The organism is Methylobacterium guangdongense (assembly GCF_038442355.1).
Taxonomy (GTDB): Bacteria; Pseudomonadota; Alphaproteobacteria; order Rhizobiales; family Beijerinckiaceae; genus Methylobacterium; species Methylobacterium guangdongense.
In genome coordinates, this window is record NZ_JBBXMX010000002.1 from 450,857 (window position 1) to 464,269 (window position 13,413).

General features: G+C 68.7%; 12 protein-coding genes and 1 pseudogene. 9 read left to right on the forward strand and 4 right to left on the reverse strand.

Translation table 11 applies throughout. The features are described from left to right. The first annotated feature begins 41 nt into the window (after positions 1-41). Positions 42-395: a hypothetical protein gene (locus AAHG09_RS05965; protein ID WP_342106007.1), complete on the forward strand. Its 354-nt coding sequence runs from the start codon at positions 42-44 to the stop codon at positions 393-395. A 29-nt stretch (positions 396-424) separates the two neighbouring features. Here the strand turns inward: AAHG09_RS05965 and AAHG09_RS05970 are convergent, their stop codons facing one another. Then, a complete protein-coding gene (locus AAHG09_RS05970; RefSeq protein WP_412759993.1) occupies positions 425-1,789 on the reverse strand; it encodes an MATE family efflux transporter in 1,365 nt (454 codons plus the stop codon). A gap of 51 nt (positions 1,790-1,840) precedes the next feature. Then, positions 1,841-2,194: a DUF6460 domain-containing protein gene (locus tag AAHG09_RS05975; RefSeq protein WP_342106008.1), complete on the reverse strand. Its 354-nt coding sequence runs from the start codon at positions 2,192-2,194 to the stop codon at positions 1,841-1,843. A 276-nt stretch (positions 2,195-2,470) separates the two neighbouring features. On the opposite strand from AAHG09_RS05975, the gene AAHG09_RS05980 reads away from it, so the two are divergent. The 4 genes and pseudogenes from AAHG09_RS05980 to pdeM all read left to right on the forward strand — a co-directional run bounded on the left by AAHG09_RS05980 (position 2,471) and on the right by pdeM (position 6,789). After that, a complete protein-coding gene (locus AAHG09_RS05980; protein WP_342106009.1) occupies positions 2,471-3,427 on the forward strand; it encodes an alpha/beta hydrolase in 957 nt (318 codons plus the stop codon). Beyond that, positions 3,406-4,060 (forward strand): annotated as a pseudogene (locus tag AAHG09_RS32040) (DEAD/DEAH box helicase); the annotation flags it as partial. The gene AAHG09_RS05980 and the pseudogene AAHG09_RS32040, both read left to right, overlap by 22 nt. Before the next feature lie 117 nt (positions 4,061-4,177). Beyond that, positions 4,178-6,037, forward strand: coding sequence for a helicase-related protein (locus AAHG09_RS05985; protein WP_459558965.1), 1,860 nt, complete (start codon positions 4,178-4,180; stop codon positions 6,035-6,037). A gap of 38 nt (positions 6,038-6,075) precedes the next feature. Further along, on the forward strand, positions 6,076-6,789 hold the full coding sequence (pdeM, locus tag AAHG09_RS05990; protein WP_342106010.1) for a ligase-associated DNA damage response endonuclease PdeM: 714 nt from the start codon (positions 6,076-6,078) through the stop codon (positions 6,787-6,789). An 83-nt stretch (positions 6,790-6,872) separates the two neighbouring features. Here pdeM and AAHG09_RS05995 read toward each other — a convergent pair whose 3' ends face one another. Then, the gene (locus AAHG09_RS05995; protein WP_342106011.1) at positions 6,873-8,333 is read right to left on the reverse strand and encodes a methyl-accepting chemotaxis protein; all 1,461 of its coding nucleotides are present in this window, start codon (positions 8,331-8,333) and stop codon (positions 6,873-6,875) included. A 202-nt stretch (positions 8,334-8,535) separates the two neighbouring features. Then, complete coding sequence (locus AAHG09_RS06000; RefSeq protein ID WP_342106012.1) at positions 8,536-9,522, reverse strand: CorA family divalent cation transporter; 987 nt, start codon at positions 9,520-9,522, stop codon at positions 8,536-8,538. A gap of 192 nt (positions 9,523-9,714) precedes the next feature. On the opposite strand from AAHG09_RS06000, the gene groES reads away from it, so the two are divergent. The 4 genes from groES (at position 9,715) to AAHG09_RS06020 (ending at position 13,236) form a co-directional block, all read left to right on the forward strand. Next, positions 9,715-10,005: a co-chaperone GroES gene (groES, locus tag AAHG09_RS06005; RefSeq protein ID WP_007567860.1), complete on the forward strand. Its 291-nt coding sequence runs from the start codon at positions 9,715-9,717 to the stop codon at positions 10,003-10,005. Between the two features lie 72 nt (positions 10,006-10,077). Beyond that, positions 10,078-11,718: a chaperonin GroEL gene (groL, locus tag AAHG09_RS06010; RefSeq protein WP_342106013.1), complete on the forward strand. Its 1,641-nt coding sequence runs from the start codon at positions 10,078-10,080 to the stop codon at positions 11,716-11,718. 330 nt (positions 11,719-12,048) lie between these two features. After that, positions 12,049-12,387: a hypothetical protein gene (locus AAHG09_RS06015; RefSeq protein WP_342106014.1), complete on the forward strand. Its 339-nt coding sequence runs from the start codon at positions 12,049-12,051 to the stop codon at positions 12,385-12,387. A gap of 33 nt (positions 12,388-12,420) precedes the next feature. Beyond that, positions 12,421-13,236 (forward strand): S1C family serine protease, encoded by an 816-nt coding sequence (locus AAHG09_RS06020; RefSeq protein WP_342106015.1) that lies wholly within the window; start codon positions 12,421-12,423, stop codon positions 13,234-13,236. Positions 13,237-13,413 lie beyond the last annotated feature (177 nt).

A 13,413-nucleotide genomic window follows, 5' to 3' on the forward strand; every position in this document is an offset into this window, starting at 1 on the left:
AGGCAGCCCTGATTCAAGTCTCGGACTGTGGAAATTTCGACATGCGCAAAGTTCTGGTCGCCCTCGCCTTGGTCGGCGCGCTCGCCGCGCCTGGGGCGGCGCAGGCGCAGAGCCGGACGACCCTCGGGGTCGGCTCCGGCGCCGTCGCGGGGGCACTGGTCGGCGGCCCGATCGGTGCCGTCGCGGGGGCCGTGGTCGGCGGCTTCGTCGGCAACTCTACGGAACGGAGACACCGACGGGTGCGGCGCAGCCGCCACTACGGCTATGCGGCCCCGCGGCGGCCGCTCCCGCGCCGGGCGGAGGCCGTGCTGCCCCGGGAGACGCGCCCCGTCAGTCAATCGGCAAACGCCCAGGCGCCCGCGCCCGGCACGACCACGTGGAAGGATCCGCACTGAGCGGATCAGCCTGACCCGCGTCCAGCGCCTCAGGCCGCTAACCGCAGGGGCGGCGGTCCGCTTATGCCGAAGGTCGCGCGGGCGAGCGCCGGATAGGCGATGGCCTGGCCGAGGCCCCTGGCGCCCAGGAACGCCACGAAGGCGATCCACAGGCCGGCATTGCCGAGGCCGAGCGCCTGCACCCCCGCGAGCGCCGCGCCATAGGCCGCCAGGGCGCAGAGCATCAGGTTGCGCATCGCCCGCGTCCAGGTCGCGCCGATGTAGATCCCGTCATAGGCGAACGGCGCCGCGGCCGCGAGCGGCGCCAATGCGGCCAGGGCGAGGTAGGTCCGCGCGGTCTCGCGCACCGGCGCGTTCGTCGTGACGGCATCGATGAAGGCCGCACCGCCCACGAAGGCCAGGAGGCTGACCCCGAGCCCGAAGCCGAGGCACCAGCGCAGGCTCAAGCGGGCCGCGGCGTGGAACGCCTCCGCGTCCCGGGCGCCCACCGCGCGCCCGCAGAGCGTCTGGGCCGCGGTGGCGAAGCCGTCGAGGAAGAAGCCGCCGATCAGGAAGAGATTCCACAGCACCGAATTGGCCGCCAGCACCACGTCGCCCTGGCGGGCACCGAGCGCCGAGAACAGCACGATCGCGGTGATCAGCGCCAGCGTCCGCAGGATGACGTCGATGTTGACGCTCAGCGTCCGGCGCAGTGCCGACGCGTCCCGCAGGTCGCGAAGGGGCACCCGGAACGGGCGTGAGCCGAGCCGCGCCAGGACGATCAGCCCGAGCCCCAGGCCCAGCGCCTCCGCGCAGACGGTCGCCAGCGCCGCGCCGGCGAGCCCCAGGCCGAGACCCAGGACCAGGGCGAGGGTCAGACCGATGTTGATCAGGTTGATCGCCACCTGCAGCACGAGGCCGAGATCGGTCCGGCCGCGGCCCAGGACCGAGCCGAGCACCCCATAATTCGCCAGCACGAACGGCGCCGACAGGATGCGGATGTGGAAGTAGGTGGCGAGCTCCGCGCGCACGGCCTCGCTCGCCCCGCTGATCGCGAAGGCGATCTGGCCGATCGGTCCCTGCAGGATCGCCAGCAGGAGGCCGATCAGGCCGCCGGCCGCGAGCGTCCGCGCCAGGATCCGGTCGATCTCCCGGTCGTCGCGGGCGCCGACCGCCTGCGCGGTGAGCCCCGCGGTCGCCATGCGCAGGGTGCCGAACGACCAGAAGAGTGCGTCGAAGATCACCGCGCCGAGGGCGACGGCGCCGAGCAGGGCCGCGTCGCCGAGCCGGCCGATCACCGCCGCCCCCACGAAGCCGAGCATCGGAGTCGTGACGTTGGCGAGCGTCATCGGCAGGGCGAGGGCCAGCACCCGGCGATGCGTGGGCCGATCGAGTCGCGTGGTCACGGGAGTCATGCCGCGACCTTAGCGGCTGCGAACGATTCGTGAACCCTTGTGGGCGACCGATCAGCGCGAGACGGAGAACAGGCGCGCGATGAACCAGAGGGGCACGACCACGATCGCCCCGGCCACGATCCAGCCGCCGAAATCGTGCAGGGAGGCGAGGCCGAGGTCCAGCAGCGCCCGGGCTGAGTCGTAGAGGTGCCAGAACAGGCGGCCCGGCGTCAGGCCGAGCATCGACATGAAGGCGCCGACGAGGATCGACAGGAACAGCAGGCGCAAAAACACGCCAGCGGGCGAGCCGCCGAGGAAGCGCCGCATGGCCGAGTCCCGCGGCCGATAGGAATCCGATCCGTAGGCACCCGGCGGCACCCCGTTCTGCGTGTCGTCCCGCCGGTGCCGCTGATGATCGACGAGCATCGTGTCCTCGTGAAACCCTGCGCCGTTCGATCGGCGATGAAGCGGGCAGAACCGTGGCCGGTACATCACACCGCATCGAAACCCGAGGGGCGATCGAGCGTTGGCTGAGTTCTCCTGCGCCCCCGAGATGGCAACCGGCGACGATCTCGCCAAGATGGCCGGCGCGGCGGGAGGCGTCGCCGGGAAACGCCCGGCGCGCCGTGGAGGCCAGGGGACGTCGTCCCGGGGCCGGACGTTGCCTGAGGGATGCGAAGTGCCGACGGGACCCAACGCACGATGATCGACCACGCCCTGTTCGACCCGGCGACGATCGATCCCGATACCATCCGGCGGAACGCCGAGATCGTGGCCGCCCACGCGGGCTTGCCCGATCCCTGGTCGCTGCCGATCGCGGAGGTGCGCGCCCGTCGCCGGGCGGGGACGAAGGCCGCGCCGGCGATGCCGCACAGTGCCCGGGCCGAATGGCTGACGATCGACGGGCCCGGCGGCCCGCTCAAGCTCCGCGTGATCAAGCCGAAAAGCGGCACCAAGCTGCGCGGCGCCTACCTGCACATCCACCGGGGCGGCTGGGTCTGGGGCGCGGCGGACGAGCAGGATCCCTGGCTGGAGCGGATCGCCGATGCCTGCGGCTTCGTCGCCTTGTCGGTCGAGTACCGGCTGGCCCCCGAGCATCCCTATCCGGCCGCGCTCCTCGACTGCGAGGCGGCGGCCCTGTGGCTCGCGGGCCTCGGCCGGGCCGAGTTCGGGATCCACGCCCTGACGATCGGCGGTGAATCGGTCGGCGCCCACCTCGCCGTGATGGTGCTGCTGCGGCTGCGGGACAAGCACGCCCTGCCGCGGGCCTTCCGGGGTGCGAACCTCAATGCCGGCTTCTTCGACCTGGGCCTGACCCCTTCGGTGCGCAACTGGGGCGAGGAACGTCTGGTTGTGAACACCCGCGACCTCACCGCCTTCGCCGACGGCTATGTCCGTGAGGGGATCGACCGGCGCCGGCCGGACGTGTCGCCGATCTACGCCGACCTGAAAGGCCTGCCGCCGGCCCTGTTCACCATCGGTACCGCCGACCCCCTGCTCGACGACACGCTCTACATGTCGGCGCGCTGGGCGGCGGCCGGCAATGGCGGGCACACCGCGATCTATCCCGGTGGCTGCCATGTCTTCGCCCGCTACCCGAGCCCGATAAGCGAGCAGGCCCTGGAGTTGATCGACCGATTCCTGATGGCCCTCGCCTGAGCGATCCCGCGGAGATCCTGCCGGAGCGGTTCCGGGCGTGGTTCGCCGCGCGTGGCTGGGCCCCCCGGCCGCACCAGCTCGATCTCCTGCGGATCGCCGGAGCCCGACGCTCGGCCCTGCTGGTCGCGCCGACCGGGGCCGGCAAGACGCTGGCCGGCTTCCTGCCGAGCCTCGTCGCCCTTGCCGAGCGCGGGCCGCAAAAGCTGAAGCCGACGGGGCTCCACACGCTCTACGTCTCGCCCCTGAAGGCGCTGGCGGTGGACATCGCCCGCAACCTCGACGCGCCGATCGCCGAGATGGAGCTGCCGGTGCGCGTCGAGACCCGCACCGGCGACACGCCGGCCCACAAGCGCACCCGGCAGATCTCGCGCCCGCCCGACATCCTGCTGACCACGCCCGAGCAGCTGGCCCTGTTGATCGCCCATCGGGAGGCGACCGAGTTCTTTTCCGGATTGCGGTGCGTGGTGCTGGACGAGCTGCACGCGCTGGTGACGTCGAAGCGCGGCGATCTGCTATCGCTGGCGATGGCACGGCTGCACCGTCTGAGCCCGGGACTCGCGGCGATCGGGCTGTCGGCGACGGTGCGCGAGCCGGATGAGCTGCGGAAGTATCTGGTGCCGCAGGGGCCGCTCCCCCCTCCCCCCTCTGCGGGCGCGCCTTCGAAGCTGCACGAAGGGAAGGCCAACCCGGCTGCGGGATCGGACGCGGATCCCCTCTCCCGTGCGGGAGAGGGGGCCGGTCGCGCCCCCCATGGCCGATCTCGTGACCGTCGCCGGCGGCGCGAAGGCGGATCTGCGCATGCTCGACCTCGGCCGGGCGCTGCCGATCTCCGGCCACACCGCCTGGCACTCGATGCCGGCGATCTACGAGCTCATCAAGGAGCACCGGACCACGCTGGTCTTCGTGAACACCCGCCTCCAGGCCGAGTACACCTTCCAGGAGCTGTGGCGGCTCAACGAGGACGCGCTGCCGATCGCGATCCACCACGGCTCGCTCGACGCCCAGCAGCGCCGCCGGGTCGAGGCCGCCATGGCGGCGGGGCAGTTGCGGGCGATCGTCTGCACCGCCACCCTCGACCTCGGCATCGACTGGGGCGACGTCGACCTCGTGGTCAATGTCGGCGCGCCGAAGGGAGCGAGCCGGATCATGCAGCGGATCGGTCGCGCCAACCACCGGATGGACGAGCCCTCGAAGGCCTATCTCGTCCCCGGCAACCGGTTCGAGATGCTGGAATGCCAAGCCGCCCTCGACGCCGTCGAGGAGGCCGCGCAGGACACCCCTGACGCCCGCCAGGGCGCCCTCGACGTGCTCGCCCAGCACGTGCTCGGCATGGCCTGCGCGGACGCCTTCGATCCGGTGGATCTCTACGACGAGATCGTCTCAGCCGCGCCCTATGCTTGGCTGACCTGGGAAAGCTTCGAGCAGGTGGTCGATTACGTCGCCACCGGCGGCTACGCCCTGCGCGCCTACGAGCGCTTCGCCAAGATCCTGCGCGGGCCGGACGGGCTCTGGCGGGTGCGCGACGCCCGGACCGCCCAGGCCTACCGGATGAATGTCGGCACCATCGTGGAGGCGGCCCGGGTGAAGGTCCGCCTCGGCCGGACCCTGCGCGGCAAGCCCGGTACGGTGCTGCCCAAGACCGGCCGGGTGCTCGGCGAGATCGAGGACGAGTTCGCCGAGACGCTGACCGTCGGCGACACCTTCCTGTTCGCCGGCGAGACCCTGCGCTTCGAGGGCCTCGCCGAGGACGAGTGCCTCGTCACCCGCGCCCCGCCCGACACCGATCCGGCGATCCCCTCCTATGCGGGCTCGAAGTTCCCGCTCTCGACCTTCCTGGCCGCGCGGGTCCGGGCGCTGATCGCCGACCCGTTCGAGTGGGACCGGCTTCCGGAGCAGATCGGCGCGTACCTGCTGCAGCAGCGCCGCCGCTCGGTCCTGCCGGGCGAACGCGATCTGCTGGTCGAGACGTTCCCGCGGGGCAAGCGCCACTATCTGACGGCATTCCCTTTCGAGGGGCGCCTTGCTCACCAGACGCTCGGCATGCTGCTGACCCGCCGCCTGGAGCGTGCCGGTCTGCGGCCCCTTGGCTTCGCGGCCAACGATTACGGCATCGCCATCTGGACGACCCGCGACGTCGCCGAGCGCGCCGCGATCGATCCGGATTTCATCGGCGACCTGTTCGCCGTGGACATGCTGGGTGATGACCTTGAGGCGTGGCTCGATGAATCGGCGATGATGAAGCGGACGTTCCGCCAATGCGCGGTGATCGCCGGCCTGATCGAGCGCCACCATCCGGGCCTGAAGAAATCCGGCCGGCAGGTCACGATCTCGACCGACCTGATCTACGACGTGCTGCGCAAGCACCAGCCGGACCATCTCCTGCTGCGGGCCGCGCGGCAGGATGCGGCAACCGGACTCCTCGACGTGAGGCGCCTCGGTATGATGCTAGAGCGCATCCAGGGGCGAATCATCCACAGGTCTCTCGACCGGGTCTCGCCGCTCTCCGTATCCGTGATGCTCGAGATCGGGCGCGAGCGGGTCTACGGCGAGGGCGCCGACGAGATCCTGGCCGAGGCCGAGGCGGAGCTTCTTCAAGAGGCCCTGTCCTGACCGTCGATCCGCCCTCCCCCGACGACGAGGATGCGATCTTGGCGGCCGGCCTGAGACTCGAGAAGACTCACAAGCACCCCAACCTGATGCTCGCGGGCGAGACCCTGGTGCTCGACCTGTGCGGCGGCCTCTGGCTGCCGGAGCACCGGACGCTGATCGTGTCCGATCTCCATCTGGAGAAGGGCTCCTCCTACGCGGCCCGGTCCGGCCAGTTCCTGCCGCCCTACGACACCCGTGAGACGCTGGCCTGCCTGCACGAGGCTGTGGTCCGGCACGACCCCGCCCGGGTGGTTGCGCTCGGCGATTCCTTTCACGATGCGCGGGGGCCCGAGCGCATGGAGCCCGGCGACCGCGCCCTGGTGGCGGCGCTTCAGGAGGGGCGGGACTGGGTCTGGATCGCGGGGAATCACGACGCCGCGGTCAGCGAGGGCGTCGGCGGCCGCTATGCCGATGCGCTGACGCTCGGCGGCCTTCTCCTGCGCCACGAGCCCAGTCCGGGCGAGGCACCCGGCGAGATTGCCGGGCATCTCCATCCCTGCGGCAAGGTCGCGATGCGGGGCCGGGCGGTGCGCCGCCGTTGCTTCGTCACCGACGGGTCGCGCCTGGTGATGCCGGCCTTCGGCGCCTATGCGGGCGGTCTGAACGTCCGCGACAAGGCGATCGACGGGTTGTTCGCGAAGGGGTTCACCGCCCATCTTCTCGGAGACGGGCGGGTTTTTGCGATCGGCCGGGCGCAGCTCGCCCGGGATTGAACGCCGACATCGGTGCTGCGGAGGAGCGTGGTGGTTCTTCCCTCCCCGCAAAGGCGAGGAGAGAAGCACCGCGGCGCGCCGGATCAGCCCGCCTTCATGAAGCGGCTGACGCTCTCCGACAGGCCCGAGGAATGGTCCGCCAGGCTGCCGGCGATGCCGCGGACCGCGACGGCGAACTGGCCCGTCGCGCTCGCCGCCTGCGAGACCCCGCCGATGCTGCCCGACATCTCCTGCGTCGAGACCGCCTGCTCCTCCACGGCGCTCGCCATGGCCAGGGTCAGCTTTGAGAGTTCGCCGACCGCCGCGGTGATCATCTCGATGGCGCCCACCGCATCGCCGGTCGCGCTCTGGATCGCCGAGACCTGCTGGGTGATCTCGCCGGTGGCCTTGGCGGTCTGCTCGGCCAGCGCCTTGACCTCGCTGGCCACCACCGCGAAGCCGCGGCCGGCGGCCCCCGCCCGGGCGGCCTCGATCGTGGCGTTCAGCGCCAGCAGGTTCGTCTGATCGGCGATCGACTTGATCATCGCGACCACGGCGTCGACCTTCCGGGCGTTCTCGGCGAGTTGCCGCATCGTCGTGTCGGTGGTCTCGGCCTGGGTGGCGATCTGCTGCGCCCGCTCGGAGACGCGCCCGACCTGGCCGGAAATCTCCTGGATCGCGTTGTTCATCTGCTCCGAACTCACCGCGACCGAGGCAGCCTGCTCGCGCGCGGCATCGGCCGATTGCGTCAGCCCCTCGGCGGATTGCTGCATCTCCTGGATCGCCGAGCCGACCGCGTCGACCACCCGCGTCACCTCGGAGGCCATCTGGACCTGCGCCGTCACGACAGCCCAGGTCAGCATCGGCCCGATATAGGTCCCCTTCTCGTCGTTGACGGCCGTCACCTGAAGGTCGAGCGTCTCGGGGCCGACCTTGATCTTGGTCCGGTGCGGAAGGCGGCTCGCATCCGCCAGCATCGATCGTTGGTGGTGCGGATTCTTGTGGAATACGTCGAACGAGTTGTTCATCATCTCGTCGACCTTGATCGGGAGATACTGTTCGAGGGGCCCGAGGGTCTTGCGCGACGTCTCGTTCAGGTAGTCGATCCGGAAATTGTCCCGCGGATCCGCCGTCATCACCGCGACCGGCATGTTGTCGATCATCGACATCAGCCGGCCGATCTGCTTCTTCTTCGCCGAGATGTCGGAGGCGAACTTGACCACCTTCAGGGGTTTTCCCTGGGCATCCAGGATCGGATTGTAGGTGGCTTCGAGCCAGACTGGATTCTTGTCCTTGTCGAGGCGGAGAAACTCGCCGGTGACGAACTGGCCTTTCCTCAGCTGAGCCCAGAATTCCGCATACTCGGCCGTGCGGGCGTGCGCATCCTCGATGAAGATACGATGATGCTGGCCGACCAGCTCAGACTTAGAGTATTTGATGAGTTTGAGGAAGTTTTCGTTGGCATGCAGGATGGCGCCGTCCAGGGAGAACTCGATGATCGCCAAAGATCTGTCAAGCGCCGCGATCTTGGCATCGGCTTCACTGAATGAGGACCGTTTGAACATCGAAAATCTCACTGTCGAGCGCCACGAAACAAGACATGGGAGCGTTAATCGATTGCTAAAATCGACGCCAGAGTCTGAATTTGCAAAAATTCTTGAGACCGGAGCCGTCCCGCGCAGACGCCAATTTCCGGCTTTAGTATTATATTTGACAGTATATTGCACATAAACATTGTAAATATGCACTGAATACGAGATTTCTAGCTCAAAACCATCCGCGAAGACGAAAGTAGACGATCGGTGCGAGCGCGCTCAGCACGATGAGCGCCAGGGCGTAGGGATAGCCGTAAGTCCAGTCCAGCTCGGGCATGTGTTTGAAGTTCATGCCGTACATGGACGCGATCAGGGTCGGCGGCACGCCCACCACCGACACGACGGTCAACACCCGGAAGACGTTGTTCTGCTCGATGTTGATCAGGCCGAGCGCGGCGTCGAGCAGGAACTGCACGTTCTCGGCCAGCCGCGTCTCGAACTCGTCGAGGGATTCGATATCCCGCTTGATCGTGTCGAACCGCCCGTCCTCGGGTAGGCCGAGGGCGTCGCACGCTGCCGACACGAAGGGCACGATCCGCTCCAGGCCGAGCAGGCTCGCCCGGATCTTGCCCAGCACCTTTCCGCGATTGCTGATTCCCCGCAGGATCCGGCGCAGGGCGAGGTCGCGCCGCCGGGGCGGTGGACTCTCCAGCCGCCGACGCTCCGCGCCGCGCACGTCGAAGTCGAAGATCCGGGTCGAGAGCGTATCGAGTTCGGTGCCCATGTCCTCCAGGGCGTCCGCGAGACTGTCGACCAGCTCCTCCAGGATCACGAGGAAGACCTCGCTGGGGCTCGTGCTGCCGTCACCCTCCGCGATCCGCTTGGCCGAGGACTCGAAGGCGCGCAGCTCGTGGAACCGGACCGTGACGAGGTGATCCTTCGTCAGCAGGAAGCCCAGGGGCTTCAGCTGCGAGGCACTCCGCTCGAAGGTGATCATCGGCGTGGACAGCGACAGGCCGCCCTTCACCCGCCGCAGCCGGCTCGACGTCTCGACCTCCGACAGCGCTTCCCGCGACGGGACGCGCAGCCCGATGGCGGCCTCCACGGCCGCCGCCTCTTCGGAGGTCGGGTCGTTCAGGTCCAGCCAGACGGCGTCGCGGGTGATCGACCGGGTGGTCTCGGACGCCACCGGACCTTCGGGACCGTGCAGGCTCAGCATCGCGGGGCGTTATCCAAAGGAGGGGCGGAGCATCGCCGCGCGGGGTGCGACAGCCTTGACACGGAACCGGCGCGCGCCTATCTCGCGGCCGTCTTTGGCACTCGCCGAGACAGAGTGCTAACAGTCGAGTTCGCCAGCGGTCTCGCCGGCCGCATCAACGCCAACTCAAGACCTGAAGCAAGAGGGCAGCTCATGAAGTTCCGTCCGCTGCACGACCGCGTGGTCGTCCGTCGCATTGAGAGCGAAGAGAAGACCAAGGGCGGTATCATCATCCCGGACACCGCCAAGGAGAAGCCGCAGGAGGGCGAGATCGTCGCCGTCGGCCCCGGCGCCCGCGACGAGCAGGGCCGCGTCAACGCGCTCGACGTCAAGGCCGGCGACCGCGTCCTGTTCGGCAAGTGGTCCGGCACCGAGGTCAAGATCGACGGTCAGGACCTCCTGATCATGAAGGAATCCGACATCATGGGCGTCGTCGCCCTCTGATCGGTTCACCCCGCCCCGCCCTTTGAGGCCGCCTGAGGCCTTGGGGTTCAACCAGTAGCTAAGAGGCACACAATGGCAGCGAAAGACGTTCGTTTCTCCGCCGACGCCCGCGATAAGATGCTGCGCGGCGTCGATATCCTCGCCGACGCGGTGAAGGTGACGCTCGGCCCGAAGGGCCGCAATGTCGTGATCGAGAAGAGCTTCGGCGCCCCGCGCATCACCAAGGACGGTGTGACGGTCGCCAAGGAGATCGAGCTCGCCGACAAGTTCGAGAACATGGGCGCCCAGATGGTGCGCGAAGTGGCCTCGAAGACCAACGACATCGCGGGTGACGGCACCACCACCGCGACCGTGCTGGCCCAGGCCATCGTCCGCGAGGGCGCCAAGTACGTCGCCGCCGGCATCAACCCGATGGACCTGAAGCGCGGCATCGACCTCGCCACCCAGGCCGCCGTGAAGGACATCATCGCGCGCGCCAAGAAGGTCTCGACCTCCGACGAGGTCGCCCAGGTCGGCACGATCTCCGCCAACGGCGACAAGGAGATCGGCGAGATGATCGCCCACGCCATGCAGAAGGTGGGCAACGAGGGCGTGATCACGGTCGAGGAGGCCAAGACCGCCGAGACCGAGCTCGACGTCGTCGAGGGCATGCAGTTCGACCGCGGCTACCTCTCCCCGTACTTCATCACGAACGCGGAGAAGATGGTCGCCGAGCTTGAGGATCCCTACATCCTCATCCACGAGAAGAAGCTCTCCTCGCTCCAGGCGATGCTGCCGGTGCTCGAGGCCGTGGTCCAGACCGGCAAGCCGCTGCTGATCATCGCCGAGGACATCGAGGGCGAGGCGCTCGCCACCCTGGTGGTCAACAAGCTGCGCGGCGGCCTGAAGGTCGCGGCCGTGAAGGCGCCGGGCTTCGGCGACCGCCGCAAGGCGATGCTCGAGGACATCGCGATCCTGACCAAGGGCCAGATGATCGCCGAGGATCTCGGCATCAAGCTCGAGAACGTGACGCTCCCCATGCTCGGCCGCGCAAAGCGCGTGCGGATCGAGAAGGAGAACACCACGATCATCGACGGCGTCGGCGAGAAGGCCGACATCGAGGGCCGCATCAGCCAGATCAAGGCGCAGATCGAGGAGACCACCTCGGACTACGACCGTGAGAAGCTGCAGGAGCGTCTGGCCAAGCTCGCGGGCGGCGTCGCGGTGATCCGCGTCGGCGGCGCGACCGAGGTCGAGGTCAAGGAGAAGAAGGACCGCGTCGACGACGCCCTCAACGCCACCCGCGCGGCGGTCGAGGAAGGCATCGTCCCCGGCGGCGGCACCGCGCTGCTGCGCGCCAAGAAGGCCGTTGCTGAGCTGAAGTCCGAGATCCCGGACGTCCAGGCCGGCATCAAGATCGTGCTGAAGGCCCTTGAGGCCCCGCTGCGCCAGATCGCCCAGAACGCGGGCGTGGAAGGCTCGATCGTGGTCGGCAAGATCACCGACAACACCTCCTCGGAGACCTTCGGCTTCAACGCCCAGACCGAAGAGTACGTCGACATGATCCAGGCCGGCATCGTCGACCCGGCCAAGGTGGTGCGCACTGCCCTGCAGGACGCGGCCTCGGTCGCTGGCCTGCTGGTGACCACCGAGGCGATGGTCGCCGACGCCCCGAAGAAGGACAGCCCTGCCCCGGCGATGCCGGGCGGCGGCATGGGCGGCATGGACTTCTAAGTCCACGCCATCCGATGAGACGAAGGAAGGGGGTCGCCGAGAGGCGGCCCCTTTTCGTTTGACCACCGGTCGGCGGAGCGCACGGCCGACGCGATGTATCGCCTCGTCCTCATGGGTGCGGTCGCGGATTGCCGTAACCTTCCATTGATCATCCTCTGAATAAGACAACCTCAAATGCGTAGAATAACGCGTGCGCAACGACGAAAGTCCACTGCCCAGGTTGATTCGAACCGCTAAGCTTTCGAGGCTTTCGGCGAGATCAGTACCGGCCGTGGAGGGGGTTGAATCACGAGGGGACGGAGTGTCGTTGCCGCGGGTGCGGTCGGTGCTGTGCTGATCTTCGGCCTGGCGCCGGCGCCTGTACAGGCTCAAAGTGCCGGCGCACTCTTCGGAGGTCTTGCCGGCGGCGTGCTCGGCGGGGTGATCGCCGGTTCGATCGCCGCCCAGGCCGCGCGGGAACGCCCGGTCGTCGTCTACGCCGCGCCGCGCCGGACGGTCCGCGTCATCCACGAGGTTCGGCAGGCCCCGCGGCGCCGGGTGGCGAGCCGCCGGCAGCGCCCGATGCAGCCGGCCGCGGGTCCGACCGGGGCACAGGTCGTCAACGCCTCGGCGGATCCGTTCGCCCCGTCGGCGGGCAGCGCCACCACGGCGGTGAGCCAGACGCGCTGACGCGATTCCCGTTCCGCCGAATCCAGGCCGCCCATGTCCCGATCGAGACTCCGCCTCGCCGACCTGTCGAATGCCGGCAGCGTCGCGGTGATCTTTCAGGGCAAGCAGATCGCCGTGCTGTCGCTGGTCGGCTCGACCGAGGCGTTCGAGGCGGTGATGGGCTGCCAGAAGGACGCCACCGCGGCCGCCGCCAAGGAGAGCCCGGGGCCGAAGGTACCGCACAAGCTCGTAGCCGGGATGGTCAGCACGGGCACGGGGTTCTACGTCTCGGAGCGCGGGCACGTCGTGACCAACCACCATGTGATCGAGAGCTGCTCGGACTACATGGTTCGGCAGCCGGGCCGCGCCGCCGTGAAGGCGCGCTTCGTCGCCAGCGACGCCACCAACGATCTCGCGGTGCTCACGACCGATACGCCGCAACCGGTGGTACCGCCCATGTCGATCCGCGCCCGGCTCGGCGAGAACGTCTACGTCTACGGCTACCCGCAGAGCGACGTCCTGGCCTCGACCGGCAATTTCACCATCGGCAACGTGACGGCGACGGCGGGTTCCGGCGACGATACCCGCAAGATCCAGATCTCGGCGCCCGTCCATCAAGGCAACAGCGGCGGACCGGCGCTGGATCAGTACGGGAATGTCATCGGGGTGATTCAGTCGAAGCAGGTGGCGTTCGCCTCCGGCGACATTCCGCAGAACGTCAACTTCGCGATCAAGTCGATGATCGCGCTGAACTTCCTCGAGGCGAACGGCGTCGAGCCGCCGATCACGGTGCGCACCACCGATCCGCTGGATGGCACGGCGATCGCCGAGAAGGCGCGAGACTTCACGGTTCAGGTCGTCTGCCACTGAGGCGCGGGTGAGGCGATTGACGCGTGCGCCAGTCGCATTGCGCGGACTGAGACCGCCGTCCGCAGGGCTGACGATGACCGCGCCTCCCTCGCCGCTTTGCGGCCCAGCGAGTCCCACGCCGGTTTCAGCGACCTCGGTTGAGGGCCGAGCGCGGGACCTCTCCCGTGCAGGCTACGG